Origin of the sequence: Desulfovibrio legallii (assembly GCF_004309735.1) — a bacterium.
Classification (GTDB): domain Bacteria; phylum Desulfobacterota; class Desulfovibrionia; order Desulfovibrionales; family Desulfovibrionaceae; genus Desulfovibrio; species Desulfovibrio legallii.
In genome coordinates, this window is the sequence record NZ_SIXC01000006.1 from 141,451 (window position 1) to 158,699 (window position 17,249).

Sequence of the window (17,249 nt, forward strand, 5' to 3'; positions counted from 1 at the left end):
GGCCGCAGCCAAAGAAAAACGGCGCGGCAAGGGGGCGGATCAGCGGCCCGTGTGTCCGAATCCGCCCGCGCCCCGGGCCGTAGCGGCCAGGGACGGGACTTCGCGCCAGCAGGGGCGCGTTATGGGCTGAAAAATGAGCTGGGCTACGCGGTCGCCGCGTTTAATGCGCAGGGGGTTTTCCGACGTGTTCAGGAGGTAGACCAGGATTTCTCCGGTATAGTCCGGGTCCACCACGCCCACGCCCTGCGCCACGGTGAGGCCGTCGCGCGCGCCCAGACCGCTGCGGGAATAGATAAAGCCCGCCACGTCCGCGCAGTGCGGCTGCACGCTCAGCCCCGTGGGCACTGCCAGCCGTGCGCCGGGCCGCACCACGGCCTCGTCGGCCGTAAGGCAGGCGCGCAGATCCAGGCCAACGGCCTGGGCTGTGGCCGGGGCAAGGCCGGCCTCAGGGTCGGCCAAATACAGAGCCCGTGCGGCGGGAGACACAAAGGCCACGTTCACGTCCAAGGCGGCCGTGGCGGCGGGAGGCACAAAGGTGGGGTGGGGCGTGTTCATGCCCGTGTAGTAGCGCAGGTTGCCCCTGGGGGCAAGCGCGGAATGGCGGCCCGCCCCGATGCTCCGGGTTTTTGTCTGTCCCGCCGCGGCAACGGCCTCCCATAGCGGGGCAAAGTCCGCTGCCGGGGAAAAGCATTCCCGGCCGCAGACTTTTGGACAGGGGGCAAAACCGCCCGTCAGGCGGCTCTCCAGGTGTCCTTCTGGAGCATTTAACACTTGAAATGCTCGCTTACGGCAGGCAAAAGCCTACCTTCTCGCATTTCGTGGCAAGGATTTTCAAGAAAATCCTTGCAGAGCAGTTAGCTCATTTCATTCGCTAACTGCTCTGACCGCGCGCCCGGCCGCATTGCCTGCCGGTGCGGGGCAGGCCAGGGTATGTCAACGTTGCAATGCCCTGGCGGTTGCGTACGCGCCGGAACGAGCGTGCCATAACCTTTGAGAATATCTATCCTCAAAGGGAATCTGCTCTAGTTCGGCCTTACACCTCGAAGAGCATTTCCAGATCCTCGCGAGTGAGGGACTTCCAGGCGTCCTGACCGGGGATGATGGCTTCGGCCACGCCGCGTTTGGCCTCCTGCAGCTTGAGGATTTTTTCCTCCACCGTGTTCTGGCAGATGAGCTTGTAGGAAAAGACCTGCCGGGTCTGGCCGATGCGGTGGGTGCGGTCTGTGGCCTGGCTTTCCACCGCCGGATTCCACCACGGGTCGTAGTGGATGACGTAGTCCGCCGATGTGAGGTTAAGGCCTGTGCCGCCCGCCTTGAGCGAAATGAGGAAGATGGGAATGTCCGGGCTGTTGTTGAAGCGATCCACCTGGTCAAAGCGGTCCTTGCTGGCTCCGTCCAGATAGCAGAAGGGCACCTGCGAGAATTCCAGCCACTGCCGGATGATATGCAGCATCTGCACAAACTGCGAGAAGACCAGCACCTTGTGCCCGCCCTCCACGATTTCCATGACCATGTCTTTGAAGGCGTCGAATTTGCCGGAAGGCAGGTTATTGGAAAAACCGGGCAGGTCCAGTTTGAGCAGGCGCGGGTGGCAGCAGATCTGGCGCAGCTTAAGCAGGGCGTCCAGGATGGACATCTGGCTTTTGGCCAGGCCTTTTTCGTCCACGTCGGCCAGCACCTGGGCGCGCAGTTTGCGGGCCAGGGCGGCGTAGAGTTCGGCCTGGGCGTCCTCCAGGGCGCAGCAGGTGACGCTTTCCACCTTGGGCGGCAGGTCTTTGGCCACCTCGGCCTTGGTGCGGCGCAGGATGAAGGGCCGCACGCGGGTGCGCAGGTAGTCCAGGGTTTCGGCGTCGCCGTCTTTGATGGGCTTGACGATGCCGCGCTGGAAGGCATGCTGCGAACCAAGAAAGCCGGGCATAAGGAATTCAAACAGGGACCAGAGCTCAAAGAGGTTGTTCTCAATGGGCGTGCCCGAAAGGCAAAGGCGCATGCGGGCGTTGATGCGGCGCACGGCACGAGCCGTGATGGTATTGGGGTTTTTGATGTTCTGGGCTTCATCCAGAATAACGGTGTTAAACTCGTATTTTTCCATCTCCTCCAGGTCGCGCCGCAACAGGGCGTAGGTGGTGATGATCAGATCCGAGCCTGCAATGTGTTTGAACATGCCCTCGCGCCTGGTGCCGTAAATGGTCAGGCGCTTGAGTCCGGGCACAAACTTTTCCGCTTCCCGTTCCCAGTTGGGCAGCACGGATGTGGGCACTACAATAAGGTTGGGGCCCTCGTACCGGCGTTCCGCCATGTACTGGATAAAAGCCAGGGTCTGTACGGTTTTGCCCAGGCCCATTTCGTCGGCCAGAATGCCGCCGAAGCCGTATTCCGACAGAAAGTTGAGGTAAGAAAGCCCCTGCGCCTGGTAGGCGCGCAAATCGGCGTTGAGGCCCTTGGGCGGGGCAATGGGCCGCACCTCGCGGAAGGAGCGGATTTTTTCGCGCAGGTTGTTCCAGAAGGAGTCCGTGGCCGCGCCGGGCAGATCTTCCAGCAGGCTGTCCAGCACCGGGGCCTCGAATTGTTTGAACTTCTGCTGCGGCGGCTTGCTGGGGTCCAGGCCCAGGGCCGTGAGCTTGTGGGCCAGCTTTTCCAGCCAGGTTTCGGGCAGGCTGGTGTAGGAGCCGTCCTTCAGCTGCACATAGCGCTTGCCGCGCGTCCAGGCCTTCCAGATTTTTTCCAGCGGCAGGGACTGGCCTTCGTAGTCCACGGTAATATCCAGCGAAAACCACTTTTCCTTCTCATTGCTGGTGACCTGGGCCGTGATGTTGGACATGGCCGTGCGCACCTTGTAGCGCGAGAGGGCCTTTTCACCATAGACGCGGTAGTTTTCCACCAGCTTGGGGTAGGAATCCAGCAAAAAGGCAATGGCCTCTTCCGGTTCCAGAAACCAGAGTTTGCTGGAGCGGGCCTGGAAGCCCATGCCCGTCAGTTCGCTCATGAGCTGGGCTTCTTCTTCCTGGTGGCGGCGGACCAGAAAAGTCTGTCCTTCATAGCCGTAACTGCCGGTCTGGAAGTCAGGGTTGGGCCCGTTGAGGGTGAATTCGCCGTGGCGGGTTTCATAGACGTTGTCGATTTCCAGGGTCAGCAGGCTGCCTTCTTCATCCAGAAAGAGCTTGGGGTTGTAGGTGGCGGGCTGGAAGACCGGCTCCATGAGCTTGAGGAACTGCTGCGGCTCATAGAGCTCCGAGGCGGGCAGGCGGGTCCAGACCCGGTCCAGAAATTCCGAAATTTCTTCGTGGGGCACTACGGGGCGTTCATAGATCAGGTTGCGCACCAGGGAAGGGTAGAGGCCCGTTTGCACCGGATAGAAATTGTGCTGGTAGCAGACCCACAGGGGCATCTGCCCGTGAAAGGTGATGGGCGCGTCTTCGGGGGCAGAGCTTTCAGGCTGGCTGCTGCCGCGTTCGTTGCCCGTGATGCGGCCGGCCCGGATGGGCAGGGGCGGGCGACCCTCCCGCTTGAGCAGCACGTCAAAGTGAAAGCCCGAGTCGTCCAGAATGGGCCTGAGCTTGAGGGAAAAGGGCGTGCTCTCTATCCGGCAGGGCATGTCCGTGTCTTTCCAGAGCAGGTAATATTCCTTGCGCACAGACCAGAAAAACCAGGAGGTCAGCCCCTGGGGGATTTCCACCCGGTGGCCGTAGTAGTCGAGGTGCTGGCCGATCTGCCGGGCCACGTGCGGCAGCTGGGGAGAGAATTCGCACCATTCAGGGTTCTGGATGATCTGCTCCAGCGTGATTTCGTTGTGCACGCTGGACAGGCCGGATTTGTTCTGCCTCCCCCGGAAAAAGGAAACCAGCAGCCGCCCCTGTTCCGGTTCGAAACGGAAGATGAGATAGTGGCGGCCGGGTTCCGGCTCCATGTCCGTGGAAAAAAAGTTGCGGAAGCTCTGCTTCCAGTCCGTGCTGGGGGGCGGGGTGTCTTCCGGGTCGCCCTGTTCCTTGCGCAGTTCTTCCACCAGGCGCAGAGCCAGGGCCGCCACATGGCGGCAGATGCCCGTGAAAGCGTCGGAGCAGTTGCACTGGTGGCGCGTGCTGCGGTCGGTGATGGTAAAGCTCAGGCTGGGCGTATAGACCTGCAGGTCGCCGCCCTGGATGACGCCCTGCACGTCCCAGGTCTCGCCTTCCTGGATATTTATTTTTTGCACCTCTCCCTCGGAGAGGATATAGTAGGCCGCGTCGCGGATGTACTCCGGCACGCTGTCGTGCAGGAAAGTCTGGCACATTTCGCGAACGACGCTCTGTTCTGATCGGCTCATGCGTTCCTCAAAAAAGCCCCTGAATTCGCGTCCGGAACGACAGCTGCGGGGCGATGTATGACGTTTGCGACAAATAGCACAGGTGGGGGGGCAAAAGCAATATGAAGTGTCTGGCAGATGGAAAAAATATTTTTTGAGCGCTCAATCAAGGCGCTGACCGCGCTGCACGTGGCCTTGGTGGCCCTGGTCTGCGCCGCAGCTTTGTGGTGCGCGTCGGCCGCAGTTGCCGCCGCGCATGGGGAAGCCGCCGCCGCGCCTGTGGACGGCGGGCGCATTTTGTTCGGCACCATTGGGGAGGCTTCCAACCTCATCCCTTATCTTACGGCCGATGCGCCTTCGCATGAAATTGCCGACCTGCTCTACGTGGCGCCCCTGCGCTACGACAAAAATCTGCAGCCTGAACCCTGGGCCGCCCAGAGCTGGAGCCTGGAGGACGGCGGCAAGCGTCTGCGTTTTACCCTGCGCAAGGGCATCCTCTGGGAGGACGGCAAGGAACTGACCACCGCGGACGTGGCCTTTACCTGCAAGCTGGCGGCGGACCCGGCTACGGGCAGCCCCTATGCCGAGGATTTTTTGCGCATCAAGGATCTGCGCATTATCGACCGCTATACCTTCGAGGTCACGTACGATCAGTTTTTCGCCCGGGCCGTAGCTACCTGGATGAACCCCATCCTGCCCAAACATATTCTGGAGGGGCAGAACATCCGCACCACGGATTTTGCCCGCAAGCCTCTGGGCGCGGGCCCGTACCGACTCACGTCGTGGGAATCGGGCAGCCGCATGGTGCTGACCGCTTCGCCTAGCTATTTTATGGGGCGACCGCACATTGATAAGATAGTCTACCGTATTATCCCCGACACGGCCACCATGTTTATGGAAACGCGGGCCGGGCGGCTGGACGTCATGGACCTTTCGCCCCTGCAGTATCTACGGCAGACCTCCGGCCCGGTCTGGGAGCGGGAATTTCGCAAATACCGCTATCTGGCCTCCATGTATGTTTTTCTGGGCTTTAACCTGGAGCACCCCTTTTTCAAAGATGTGCGCGTGCGGCGGGCCATTTCTCTGGCGCTGGACAGGGACGCCCTGATCAAGGGCGTGCTGCTGGGGCAGGGCATTCCGGCTTTCGGCCCTTTTAAGCCCGGCACCTGGGCCAGCCACCCCACGCTCAAGCCCCTGCGGCAGGATTTGGCCGCCGCCCGCGCCCTGCTGGCCCAGGCCGGCTTTGCCGACCACGACCACGATGGCATTCTGGACCGGGACGGCAAACCCCTGGCCTTTACCATCCTTACCAACCAGGGCAACGAACAGCGTATCCTCACGGCCACGGTCATTCAGTCCCAATTGCGGGCCATAGGCGTGGACGTGCGCATCCGTACGGTGGAGTGGGCCGCCTTTATCCGTGAATTTGTCAACAAAGGCCGCTTTGACGCCGTACTGCTGGGCTGGACCATCCCGCAGGATCCGGACATCTATCAGGTCTGGCATTCCTCCCAGGCTGTGGAGGGGGGCCTCAACTTTACCCACTACCGCAATCCGGAGGTGGACACACTGCTGGAAGAGGCGCGCTCCCTGCCGGACCAGGACCAGCGCGCCCGGCTCTACTGGCGCATTCAGGAAATTCTGGACCGGGATCAGCCCTACTGCTTTCTTTTTGTTCCTTACGCCCTGCCCGTGGTGCAGCGCCGCTTTCAAGGCATAGAACCGGCCCTGGCGGGCATCATGTATAATTTTGAACAATGGTGGGTGCCCAAGTCTCTGCAGCGCAGCGCCCTTGAGCCCTGAGCCGCCCGCGCGGCCTTGTCCCTCATTGACAAGGCCGCGCAAGTCGGCACATAGTTTATGCAAGGCCGCCTCTCAGCGGCATTTTTGTCCGCAATGGGGCTATGCATGATCCGTATCCAGGAAATTCTCGACAAAGTGGCGGCCAACAACAACGACGCCGATCTGGAGCTTATCCAGAAGGCCTATGTGTTTGCCGCCACAGCCCACGCGGGTCAGACCCGCCTTTCGGGTGAGCCCTACCTCTCCCACCCCTTGGCCGTGGCCGATACCCTGGCCGAAATGGGCTTTGACGAACCCACCGTTGTCGCTGGTCTGCTGCACGATACGGTGGAGGACACCAAAGCCACCCTTGAGGAGATTGAAGAAAATTTCGGCGAAGAAGTAGCCGACATTGTTGACGGCGTTACCAAGATCAGCAAAATTTCTTTTGAAAACAAAGAAGAAGCCCAGGCGGAAAACATCCGCAAGATGATTCTGGCCATGAGCCACGACATGCGCGTGCTTATGGTCAAGCTGGCTGACCGGCTGCACAACATGCGCACCCTGGACTTTCAAAAAGCCTACAAGCAAAAGCGCATCGCCCAGGAGACCATGGATATTTACGCCCCGCTGGCCAACCGGCTGGGCCTGTATATCATGAAGCGCAATCTGGAGGATCTGAGCTTCAAATACCTGCGGCCGGACATCTACAACCAGATCGACCACTGGCTGGACAAACACCAGGTGGTGGAAAAGCAGATTATTGAAAAGGTGGTGGCCCTGATCAAGGATCTACTGGCCGCCAACGATATCATTGGGCAGGTCTACGGCCGCATCAAGCACAAGTACAGCATTTACAAAAAAATGCAGTCCCAATCGCTGACCCTGGACGAAATGCACGACATTATGGCTTTTCGCGTGTTGGTCAAGGACATCAGGGACTGTTACGCCGTGCTGGGGCTGGTGCATTCTCAGTGGCGGCCCGTGCACGGACGCTTCAAAGACTATATCTCCATGCCCAAAGCCAATGGCTACCAGAGCCTGCACACCACGGTCATTGGCCCCGACGGAGAACGTATTGAAATCCAGATTCGGACTGAAGATATGCACCGTCAGGCCGAACACGGCGTGGCCGCCCACTGGCTGTATAAAGAAAAAGGCCGCGTCAACAGCAAAGATCTGGAGCAGTTTGCCTGGCTGCGCGAAATTTTTGAGCGCCAGAGTGAAGAGAGCGACTCCCGCGAGTTTATGCACTCCCTGAAGATGGATCTCTTCAAGGACGAGGTTTACGTCTACACGCCCGCCGGCGACGTGAAGGAACTGCCCGAAGGGGCCACACCGCTGGACTTCGCTTTCATGATCCATACCAACGTGGGCCAGCACTGCGCCGGGGCCAAGATCAATGGGCGGCTCATGCCCCTGGGCACGGAGCTCAAAAACGGCGACGTGGTGGAGATCGTCACAGACCCGTCGCGCAATCCCAACCGGGACTGGCTCAAGATAGTCAAGACAGCGCGGGCGCGCAGCCGCATCCAGCGCTATCTGCGCACCGAAGAACGCAGCCATGCCGTAACCCTGGGCCGCGACCTGCTGGAAAAGGAAGGCCGCAAGGTCAGCATTAACGTGGGCAAGACCGCCAAGGAAGGGCAGCTGGCCCTGGTGGCCCAGGAGATGAATTTTGACAGCGTGGACGACCTGGTGGCTGCCGTGGGGTACGCCCACCTGACGCCGCGTAAGGTGCTCAACCGCCTCTATGCCGTGCTCCACCCAGAGGCGGCTGCCGCGGCCGAACCCGCGCCGCCTTCGGTCAAGGAAAGCAAGGAGGCCGCCGCCCGCAAAACCGAGGGCGTGGGCATCTCCGGCGTGGACGGCGTGCTTATGCGCTTTGCCAAGTGCTGCAACCCCGTGCCCGGCGACCCCATCATCGGCTACATCAGCCGGGGGCTGGGCATCAGCGTGCACCGGGCCGACTGCCCCAATGTGGCCAATATGGAGCCGGAACGTCTCATTTCCGTCCACTGGGACGGCATGGAAGAAAAACCCTACGAGGCCGGCATCTTCATCATTGCCAAAAACGAACAGGGCGTGCTGGCCACCGTGGCGCAGACCATGGCTAAAAACGGCGTCAATATCACCGGCCTGAACATGGATAACCTGGTGGACGGCCGGGCCAAACTGCGCTTTACTGTGGAAGTGCGCGACGCCACACAACTCTACCAGCTCATCGAAGCCATCCGCTCTCTGCCCGCCATCCTCGAAGTAGTGCGCGACGCCGAAGACGCCTGAAGCCCGGCACACGGGGCAGCCGTGCCGTTCAGACGTGTGCCCGCTGCTTTTTGCGTAGCTCCCCGCGAAAAATTTTTCTTTCTGCCAGGGTACGTCCGGCGCGTTCCCTGAGGGAAAGAAGTTTTTTGAAGGATGGGGGGTGTGGGGGGAAGGGAACTTTTGTTCACAAAAGTTCCCTTCCCCCCACAAAATTTTCCCCTAAACGGGCTGCCAGTCTTTGATGCCTACGTCTACGGAGGCGACGCCGTTGTAGGTATCCAGCCTGGGGGTATAGGCCACGCGGATGCGGCGGCCCACCAGGGCGGGGGTGAGGTCTTTGCCCAGACCCCAGGCTTTGGCGCTGAGGGTGACGCCGCAGTTTTCGTCCTGGAGGCGCAAGCGGGCGTGTTCCGGGTTGCGGCCCAGGGGGGCGCGGTCGCGCACCAGCAAAGGCGGGGAGGCGAAGACGGGTTCGGCATTGCCGGGGCCAAAGGGGCGCAGCAGTTCCAGCTCTTTGAGAAAGTTGCGGTTGCTGGCTTGGTCGAAGCCCAGTTCGCCTTCCAGGGTGAGGCTGGGGATGAGGGGGGTAGGGCCGAGGATATCCGCGCACACGGCTTCAAAAGCGGCGCGGAATTCGGCGATTTTTCCAGGGGTGAGGCGCACGCCGGCGGCCAGACGGTGACCGCCGAAGCCCAGCAGGCAATGGGCCGTGCGGGCCAGACCCGCGTGGAGGTCAAATTCCCGCACCGAGCGGCCGGAGCCTTTGACGCCGCCGCCGTCATCGCAGAGGATGACAGTGGGGCGGTAGAATTCTTCCACCATGCGGGAGGCCACAATGCCCACCACGCCGGGGTGCCAGTCCTTGCCGTAGAGCACCAGACCGGCGCGGGGTTCGCGGCCCAGCAGGTCCAGGGCCTGGGCGCGGGCGGCAAGGTGGATGCGTTCTTCTTCTTCGCGGCGGCTGGTGTTGAGGGCGTCCAGCTCCTGGGCCAGGGCGGCGGCCTGGGCGTGGTCTTTTTCCCGCAGCAGGCGCAGGGCAAGGGCCCCCTGGCCCATGCGGCCAGCGGCGTTGATGCGCGGCGCCAGGCGAAAGACGGCCTGTCCGCTGCTCAGGGCGGCGGCGGGGTCCAGTTTGCTCACGGCCTTGAGGGCAGCCAGGCCAGGCCGGGCCGTAGCGGCCATGTGGGCAAGCCCGCCGCGCACCAGAATGCGGTTTTCGCCCTTAAGGGGCATAACGTCCGCCAGTGTGCCCAAGGCCACCAGGTCCAGCACGTTGTCCATGCGATGGCGGCGGCCCGTGTGCGGGGCCAGGGCTGCGTTGAGCGCGCCCATAAGATAAAAGGCCACGCCCACGCCGGCCAGGTGGGGGCAGGGCAAGTCCGCCTCTGCGCAGAGGCGGGGGTTGCAGAGGGCCTGGGCCGGGGGCAGGTCCGGACCGGGCAGATGGTGGTCTGAAACCACCACGGTCATACCCAGTTCGCGGGCGCGGGCCACGGCGGCCACGTCGGCAATGCCGCAATCCACGGTGAGCAGCAGGCCGCAGCCCTGGGCGGCCAGAGCTTCCATCTGGGGCACGTTGAGGCCGTAGCCTTCGCTGCGGCGGTCCGGGATGTGCCAGTGGGCATGGATGCCGTGGCCTTCCAGCACGTCCAGCACCAGGGTTGTGGCTGTGATGCCGTCCACATCGTAGTCGCCCCAGACAGCCAGGGATTTGCCGGCCAGCAGCTCGCGGGCCAGGAGGTCGGCGGCTTCGGGAATCTGCGGCCAGCGCGAGGGCGGGGTAAGGGATCCCAGGCGGGCGGAGAGGAAGGCGTCTATGTTCTCTTTGCAGGTAAAGCCCCGTCGCCAGAGCAGTTCCAGAAGGGGGAGGGAAATGCCCAATTCTTCGGCCCAGGCCGGGGGCGGCGCAGGGGGCTGCCCCGCGGGCGCTTGCCGTTTGTGCCAGATTTTCACGATGGCGTTCCGCCTCTCGGTGAAGGCAGAGGCGCGGCAGCGGGAGCGGCTTGCGCGGCTGCGGCGGCCGGTGCGGCGGCTTTGCTGGCGGCCTGGAGGGCCGCGCGCACATCGTCCACCCGTTCGGCGGGCACTAGTTGCTTCTGGATGAGCCAGGCCAGGAATTTGAGTGAGGGTTCGTGGCGGGGGGCTAGGCGTAGGGCGTGCAGCAGGTTGTCGATGCAGCTTTGCAGATCTTTGGCTTCCAGCTGCACGCGGGCCATATTCATGTAGAGATTTTCGTCGTTTTGGGTCAGCTCCAGGGCGCGGCGGTAGTAGGCCAGGGACTGCTCCAGCATGTGGTTTTTGCGCAGGTTGATGCCGAATTCGTTGAAGAGGTGTTTGTGCTCAGGCTCAAAGGCCCCATCCAGCTTAACCAGGCGCTCGAAAATATCCTGGGCGCGGGCTGTGTCGCCGCGTTCCAGGTAGGTGAGGCCGATGCCGAAGTTGGCCCGCACATTTTCTTCGTCGATTGTAAGGGCGTGGTCGTATGCGTATTCCGCAGTGAAGGTATCGCCTTTTTCGCGGTGGCTGTCGCCGTTTTCCACGCTGCGCTGCAGTTCCATCATTTTTGGAAACACGGAATTGAGATAAAATTCCGGTTCCGGGGCGAATTTGCTGAGCAGTTCGTCCAGGGTGATTGTGCGCTTGGGGCCGCTGGGCACATAGTTGGGGTTGAGGGGTTGGCACTGGATGACGTTGCCCTGCTGCTCCACAAACCAGAAATTTTTTTGCACGGTTTTGCGGGTGGTGGTGCCGGTGCCCACCTTGCGCACCTCTTGGGTGGAAAACACGCCGCGCACCTGCGTTTTGCCGTTGGCGGCAGGGGCGGCGCCGGGCGCGGGGGCCGTGGCGGCGGGCTTGGGAGCGGATGTGGGATCGGATGCGGCCATGATTTCCTCGTCTGCCGAATTCCGGCCAGAAAAGGCTGGCCGGAAGGCGTGCAATGTACGTCCGGAGCGCGGTTGCGGCCAGGGGCCTTATGCCGGTGCGCCGCCCGGACCGGAAGGCTGTTGCCCGGTAAAATCCGTGGCGGCCAGGCGGATGGCGTCTGCCATGTCTTGCGCAGTCTGAACCGGGTCCGGCGCGGTAAGAATGGGCCTGCCGACCACCAGGTAGTCCGCCCCGGCAGCCACGGCCATGGCCGGCGTCATGACCCGGCGTTGGTCGTCGGCGGCAGCGCCCGTCGGGCGGATGCCGGGGCAGAGGCAGCGCAGGTCCGGACAGCGTTGTTTGATCTCCGGGGCCTCGTGGCCGGAGCAGACCACGCCGTCCAGGCCCCAGGCCGCTGCGCCCTGGGCCAGGGAGAGGGCGAATGCCCTGGGAGTGGCGGCAATGCCCGGCATTTCGTCCTGGGCAAAACTGGTAAGCACCGTGACGCCGAAGAGCAGCGGCCCGCCGTTGGGCAGGCCCGCAGCGGCCTCGCGCGCCGCGCGGCACATGCGTTCCCCCCCCTGGCAGTGCAGGGTGAGCAGATCTGCGCCGCCGGCAGCGGCAGCCTTGACGGCCTGTGCCACCGTGTGGGGAATGTCATAGAATTTCAGGTCCAGAAAAACCTTGAAGTCCAGGCCGCGCAGGGCTTCCAGCAGGGCTGGGCCAGCCAGGGTAAACAGCTCCATGCCCACCTTGCACCAGGGCACGATGCCGCGCAAGCTCCGGGCCAGGGAGAGGGCACGGTCTTTGTCGGGCAGGTCCAGGGCCGCCACCAGTTGGGGGCAGGGGAGGGCGCGGGTCGAGGGCATATTTTCCTCAAACATACGGTTTCAGCGGGTCAGCAGGGCGTCCACCAGGCCGGGGTTGCGCGCCGGGGCCAAGGTGGCCGCGAGGTACACGGCCCGCAGCTGGTCGTAGGCTTGATCCAGGTCGTCGTTAACCACCAGAGCGTCGTACCAGCGGGACGCGGCCATTTCCTGCCGGGCATTGGCCAAACGGCGCTGAATGCTCGCCTCATCGTCCAGCCCCCGTCCGCGCAGGCGGCGTTCCAACTCGTCCAGACCGGGCGGCAGGATGAAGACAAAGACGGCCTCGGCGAGGCTGAGCTTGAGTTGGGCGGCGCCCTGCACGTCGATATCGAAAAGCAGATCCGTGCCTTGCCGCAGAGTCTGCTTTACCGGATCCAGCGGCGTGCCATAAAGATTGCCGTGCACTTCGGCCCACTCGGCAAACTGCTTTGCGGCGCGGCGGCGTTCAAATTCCGCGCGCTGCAAAAAGTGGTAGTCCTTGCCGTCCACCTCACCCGCACGGGGGGGCCTGGTGGTGCAGGAAACGGAGTAGGCAAAGCCGGGAAATTCCTGCTGCAGACGCTTGACCAGGGTGGTCTTGCCTGCGCCGGAAGGGGCGCTCAGAACCAGGGCGATGCCTTGGCGGGTCATCGGGTTTCTTCCTCTTGCGCAAAACGTTGACTGATGGTCTCCGGCTGAATGGAGGAGAGGATTACGTGGTTGGAATCCGTTACCAGAATGGAGCGGGTTTTGCGCCCCTGGGTGGCGTCGATGAGCCGCCCTTCGGCCCTGGCGTCCTCGCGCAGGCGTTTCATGGGCGAGGAGGCGGGGCTGACAATGCCCACCACCCGGCCCGCCAGCACATAGTTGCCGAAGCCGATGTTGATAAGTCTGTCACGGGGCATGGATTATTCCAGATTCTGGACCTGTTCGCGGCATTTTTCCAGTTCGTTCTTAAAGTCCACCACCAGGCGGGAAAGCTGCACGTCGGGCAGTTTGTTGCCGCAGGTGTTGATTTCGCGAAAGCATTCCTGCAGGGTGAAGTCCAGCCGTCGCCCGGCGTCGCCCCCGGACTGGAGCAAATCGTGCAGCCGGGCCAGGTGTGTGCTGAGGCGAGTGAGCTCTTCGCTCACGTCCAGTCGGTCGGCCAGGGTGACGATTTCCTGCAGAAAGCGGCCTTCGTCCAGCTCCTGACCATTCTGGCCCAGGGCCTCGGCCAGGCGATCGCGCAGCTGGACGGTTCGTTCGTCGCGGATGGCCGGCGCGCGTTCGGCGATAAGGCCGGTCCATTCCTCCATGCGCAGAATGCGGGAATGCATGTCCGTGGCCAGGGCACGGCCTTCGGCGGCGCGGGCTTCGTTCCAGTCTTCCAGGGCCAGAGACAGGCCTTCTTCCAGGGCGGCGGCGGTGTCTTCGTCCAGTTCTTCGCCGTTGTCGCCCCACAGGGCGCTGATGCCCAGCAGCAGGTTGTAGTCCGGGGTAAAGTCGTCCCCGCGGGCCAGGGCCAGGGCCTGCAGGCCGTCCAGCATGGCCGCGGCCTGGGGCGCGTCAAAGCGCGTGGCCGGCGCGCCGCCCGGGGCGTACTGGAGCATAAGGCTGATGTCCACCCGGCCGCGCGAGGCATAACGCCGCACGACCTTTTCCAGCCGCGCCTCCAGGCTGCGCAGAGCGGGGGGCAGACGCCATTTGAGGTCCAGGTGGCGGCTGTTGACGCTTTTTACTTCCCACTGCTGGGTGAAAAGGGGGCTTTCCACCACACAGCGGCCAAACCCGGTCATACTGCGAAGCATGGGGATCCTTCCTGCATTTAATTAAGCAAGTGTAGGCCAAGGCAAGGGCGAATGCAAGTGGCCCGCCGGGCGGAGGCTGTTCCGCCTGCACGGGAGGGCGCAAACCGTTTGGAGCGCAGACCGGGCCTGTCGTCAAAAAGGGGCAGAGCGGTCCGGAGAAAGCGCTTGCCCCTGTCGTTGAGGTACTCCGTAAACCGTGGATATCCACTTTGACGCTGCGCTGCCCGGCATGATAAAAGTGGCCTAGCTGATGGTTATGGCGGGGATGTATGCAAGCTGGCTATCGGTTGTCATGGCCAATAGTGCGATTTTATTGTTAATACGCTTGGTCATGCTGGCCTGGGCCGCACCTGGTGAACCGTGGCGTCACAGAGCGGCGGGAAGCCCAAAGGCAGTGCAGGAGTATTCGGAATGAGCCCTTCTCAGAGAAATAAAATAAAAAAAGGACTTAGATTTTACTCTAAGTCCTTGCTTTTCTTTGGTGGGCCATCAGGGACTCGAACCCCGAACCAACTGATTAAGAGTCAGCTGCTCTACCAATTGAGCTAATGACCCGTGCAACGTGAAAAGGGGTTTACCCGCATGGGCCGTCTCTGTCAAGAGAAAAGGAAAAAAATTTGTCAAAACGGTGTGATTTAGTGAAACAAGAGCAGGGCCTTCCCGCAGAATCGGGCGTTTTTTCCCGGCCTGAAGCACGGCTGTGGGCGGCATGTCTGGGCGTTTTGGCGCTGCTGCTTTTGTGCGGGCTTGGGCGGCCGGGCGCGGCTGATGCCGCCAGGCTGGGGCGCCAGCTGGAGGTGGCCCGCGACGGCCAGAACCTGGTGTTGGCCCTGCGGCTGCACATTCCTGAAGGCTTCCACGCCTATAGCCATGAGCCGGGCGACGCGGGAAGGCCCACGGTGCTGACCCTGGAGCCTGCGGGCGGGCCGGCCGCGCCGGTCTGGTATCCGACGGGGGCCGTGCAGCGCGACTATTACGACCCTTCGGTGACGGTTTCCGTATATGAGGGGGAAACCCTCCTCTTTGCGCGCGTGCCCGCGGCAGCGGCGGGCAAACCGTATACGGGCGCGCTGAGCCTGCTTTTATGCTCTCCGCGTCAGTGTCAGCCCGTGGACGAAACCCTGCAGGGCGCTCTGCCTGCGGACCCGCCCCCACTGGAGGCGCAACCCTGGGCCGGTCAGTGGCGGCGGGTAAGCGCGCAGCCGCCGGCCCAGGCCACAGGTGAAGAGACGGCGCAGGAGGACGGTGCGGCAATACCGCCGGGCGCTGTCCGTGCCCCTGCTCCCGGCACGACTGTCGGTCTGCCCCCTGGCGACGTCCTCACAGCGCCGCAGGCCGCCCTGCCGCCGCCCGACGKCTTTGACCTGAGCCTCACGCCGCGCTATCTGGACGCCAGTCTGGAAATTTCCGGTCTGGGCAAGGCCTTGCTGTTTGGCATGCTGGCCGGGCTTTTGCTCAATATCATGCCCTGCGTGCTGCCCGTACTGACCTTTAAGGTCAGTGGGCTGCTGCTTATGGGCGGCGGCGGCAAGGAGGGCCTGCGGCGCTTTCGGCAGCACAATATCTGCTTTGCGGCCGGGGTTATGACCTTGTTCAGCGCCCTGGCCCTGGTTCTGGGCCTGGCGGATCTTATGTGGGGGCAGCTGTATCAGAATCAAGCCGTGCTCATGGTTATGCTGCTGCTGGTTTTTCTTATGGGGCTTTCCATGCTGGGGGTGTTCACCCTGCCGGTCATCGACCTCAAGGCGGGCGCACAGAGCAAAAATCCCTGTCTGCAGGCTTACGCCAGCGGGCTGGTTTCCACCTTTCTGGCCACGCCCTGCAGCGGGCCTCTGCTGGGGGGCGTGCTGGGCTGGGCCTTTACCCAGCCGCTTATCGTGGTTGTTGTTGTGTTCTGGTCCGTGGGGCTGGGGATGGCCTTGCCCTATGTTTTGTTCAGCATCTGGCCGAACCTGGCCCGCATTTTGCCCAAGCCCGGCATGTGGATGCGTATTTTTGAGCGCATGGTGGGCTTTTTGCTGCTGGGCACAGCGCTCTATCTGCTTTCCATTCTGCCGGTGGAGCGGCACATGCAGGTACTGAGCATGCTGCTGGTGGTGGCGCTTTGTGCCTGGCTGTGGGGGCAGTTTTGCGGTGTGGACGCGCCGCCCCTGCGGCGGCGGCTGGTAGGCGGCCTGGGCGGGCTTTTGCTGGCTACGGCCATGGTGCTGGTTTTGCGGCCCGTGGCGCCTTTGCCCCAGTGGCGGACGTTCAGCCCGGAAGTTTTCAGCGCCTCGCTGGGGCAAAAACCGTTGTTGCTGGAATTTACGGCGGACTGGTGCCCCAACTGCAAATTTATGGAAGCCACAGTGCTTACTGACGAGCGTATGCGTGGCCTGCAGGCCCGTTACGGGCTGGAACTGGTGCGTGTGGACCTGACCCGCGCCGACGCCTATGCTGTGCGCCTGCTGGAGGCTTTAGGCAGCAAGAGCATCCCGCTCACCGCGCTTTTCCCGGCCGGGGCGGGTGCGTCGCGTCCCCTGGTGCTGCGTGACGTGTACGGCGTGCGGGCTCTGGAGTCGGCTTTACAGCGGGCTTTTGACGGGAGCTGATTTTTTTATGGTCTTGAGGCCTATGGTTTTTTACGGTCAGGCCGATACAAACCAGTGTGTGCCACGAGGGCCCGCGCCGCGGCCTGCCCGCCGCAGCGGCACGGTTGTGCGTGGCTTGGCGTTCTGACAAGGGAGCGGATATGGATCTGAACCAGAAAAAACAGGAAGACGAACTTCTGCAGCTGGTGACCTTCAGCATCGGCGAGGAAGAGTTCGGGGTGAATATCCTGAAAGTGCAGGAAATCATCCGCACTATGGAGATCACCAAGGTGCCCCGGGCTCCGGAATTTGTGGAAGGCGTCATCAACCTGCGCGGCAAGGTCATTCCGATCATCGATCTGCGGCGGCGTTTCGGCCTTGCCCCCAAGGCCCACGACAAGAACACGCGCATCATCGTGATCGAAATCAACAACATTATTGTGGGTTTTGTGGTGGACGCCGTGTCGGAGGTGCTGCGCATTCCGGCAAGCACGGTGGAACCGCCGCCGCCGGTGGTGGCCGGGGTGGACTCGGACTACATCAGCGGCGTGGGCAAACTGCAGGACCGTCTGCTGATCATGCTGGATCTGGACAAGCTGCTTTCCAGCGAAGACATGGACATGTTGAGCGCCGTTTAAAGCCGGTTGCCTTGCGAGAGGCCAAGGCCCGCAAGCGCTTTGGCGGCGGAACCTGCTCACGCAACTGCCGGACCGATTCCGGAAGGGCATTGCTCCGTCGGGCAGGCTCCTGCCCCATACCGAACAGTGCCGGTGGAACGCGCGTTCCACCGGCACTGTTGTTTTACGCGACAGCCTGTTTTTTTTGCTAGAGCATTTAACACTTGAAA

12 protein-coding genes and 1 tRNA gene are annotated in these 17,249 nt (G+C 62.5%); 4 read left to right on the forward strand and 9 right to left on the reverse strand.

Translation table 11 applies throughout. From position 1 onward, the window contains the following. Nucleotides 1-39: 39 nt before the first annotated feature. Nucleotides 40-771, reverse strand: coding sequence for a dUTP diphosphatase (gene dut, locus EB812_RS06390; RefSeq protein WP_380059455.1), 732 nt, complete (start codon nt 769-771; stop codon nt 40-42). A gap of 262 nt (nt 772-1,033) precedes the next feature. After that, entirely contained in the window at nt 1,034-4,303 is a 3,270-nt protein-coding gene (locus EB812_RS06395; protein ID WP_118229139.1) for a DEAD/DEAH box helicase, read from the reverse strand. A gap of 117 nt (nt 4,304-4,420) precedes the next feature. On the opposite strand from EB812_RS06395, the gene EB812_RS06400 reads away from it, so the two are divergent. Continuing rightward, entirely contained in the window at nt 4,421-6,085 is a 1,665-nt protein-coding gene (locus tag EB812_RS06400; RefSeq protein ID WP_118229138.1) for a peptide-binding protein, read from the forward strand. Between the two features lie 105 nt (nt 6,086-6,190). Next, nucleotides 6,191-8,350 (forward strand): RelA/SpoT family protein, encoded by a 2,160-nt coding sequence (locus EB812_RS06405; protein WP_118229137.1) that lies wholly within the window; start codon nt 6,191-6,193, stop codon nt 8,348-8,350. A gap of 198 nt (nt 8,351-8,548) precedes the next feature. On the opposite strand, the gene recJ is transcribed toward EB812_RS06405, so the two are convergent. The 7 genes from recJ to EB812_RS06440 all read right to left on the reverse strand — a co-directional run bounded on the left by recJ (nt 8,549) and on the right by EB812_RS06440 (nt 14,387). Beyond that, the gene (gene recJ / locus EB812_RS06410; RefSeq protein WP_118229136.1) at nt 8,549-10,282 is read right to left on the reverse strand and encodes a single-stranded-DNA-specific exonuclease RecJ; all 1,734 of its coding nucleotides are present in this window, start codon (nt 10,280-10,282) and stop codon (nt 8,549-8,551) included. Continuing rightward, a complete protein-coding gene (locus tag EB812_RS06415) occupies nt 10,279-11,214 on the reverse strand; it encodes a tetratricopeptide repeat protein (RefSeq protein WP_118229135.1) in 936 nt (311 codons plus the stop codon). Before EB812_RS06415 ends, recJ begins: the two co-directional genes overlap by 4 nt. An 87-nt stretch (nt 11,215-11,301) precedes the next feature. Then, nucleotides 11,302-12,063: an orotidine-5'-phosphate decarboxylase gene (gene pyrF / locus EB812_RS06420; RefSeq protein ID WP_130957952.1), complete on the reverse strand. Its 762-nt coding sequence runs from the start codon at nt 12,061-12,063 to the stop codon at nt 11,302-11,304. Between the two features lie 21 nt (nt 12,064-12,084). Next, a complete protein-coding gene (gmk, locus tag EB812_RS06425; protein WP_118229134.1) occupies nt 12,085-12,693 on the reverse strand; it encodes a guanylate kinase in 609 nt (202 codons plus the stop codon). Then, the gene (locus EB812_RS06430) at nt 12,690-12,947 is read right to left on the reverse strand and encodes a DUF370 domain-containing protein (RefSeq protein ID WP_118229133.1); all 258 of its coding nucleotides are present in this window, start codon (nt 12,945-12,947) and stop codon (nt 12,690-12,692) included. The genes gmk and EB812_RS06430 overlap by 4 nt, the downstream gene beginning before the upstream one ends. Nucleotides 12,948-12,950: 3 nt before the next feature. Further along, entirely contained in the window at nt 12,951-13,832 is an 882-nt protein-coding gene (locus tag EB812_RS06435) for a YicC/YloC family endoribonuclease (RefSeq protein WP_118229132.1), read from the reverse strand. A gap of 479 nt (nt 13,833-14,311) precedes the next feature. Then, nucleotides 14,312-14,387: transfer RNA gene (locus tag EB812_RS06440), tRNA-Lys, on the reverse strand. An 83-nt stretch (nt 14,388-14,470) separates the two neighbouring features. On the opposite strand from EB812_RS06440, the gene EB812_RS06445 reads away from it, so the two are divergent. Both EB812_RS06445 and EB812_RS06450 read left to right on the forward strand, forming a co-directional pair. Beyond that, on the forward strand, nt 14,471-16,423 hold the full coding sequence (locus EB812_RS06445) for a protein-disulfide reductase DsbD family protein (protein WP_242621221.1): 1,953 nt from the start codon (nt 14,471-14,473) through the stop codon (nt 16,421-16,423). 140 nt (nt 16,424-16,563) lie between these two features. Then, nucleotides 16,564-17,040, forward strand: coding sequence for a chemotaxis protein CheW (locus EB812_RS06450; protein ID WP_118229131.1), 477 nt, complete (start codon nt 16,564-16,566; stop codon nt 17,038-17,040). Nucleotides 17,041-17,249 lie beyond the last annotated feature (209 nt).

Coding starts and splice junctions, on each gene's coding strand:
- EB812_RS06400 (WP_118229138.1), top strand. CDS start 4,421: ATGGAAAAAATATTTTTTGAGCGCTCAATCAAGGCGCTGACCGCGCTG.
- EB812_RS06405 (WP_118229137.1), top strand. CDS start 6,191: ATGATCCGTATCCAGGAAATTCTCGACAAAGTGGCGGCCAACAACAAC.
- EB812_RS06435 (WP_118229132.1), bottom strand. CDS start 13,832: ATGCTTCGCAGTATGACCGGGTTTGGCCGCTGTGTGGTGGAAAGCCCC.
- EB812_RS06415 (WP_118229135.1), bottom strand. CDS start 11,214: ATGGCCGCATCCGATCCCACATCCGCTCCCAAGCCCGCCGCCACGGCC.
- EB812_RS06395 (WP_118229139.1), bottom strand. CDS start 4,303: ATGAGCCGATCAGAACAGAGCGTCGTTCGCGAAATGTGCCAGACTTTC.
- EB812_RS06450 (WP_118229131.1), top strand. CDS start 16,564: ATGGATCTGAACCAGAAAAAACAGGAAGACGAACTTCTGCAGCTGGTG.
- gmk (WP_118229134.1), bottom strand. CDS start 12,693: ATGACCCGCCAAGGCATCGCCCTGGTTCTGAGCGCCCCTTCCGGCGCA.
- EB812_RS06430 (WP_118229133.1), bottom strand. CDS start 12,947: ATGCCCCGTGACAGACTTATCAACATCGGCTTCGGCAACTATGTGCTG.
- pyrF (WP_130957952.1), bottom strand. CDS start 12,063: ATGCCCTCGACCCGCGCCCTCCCCTGCCCCCAACTGGTGGCGGCCCTG.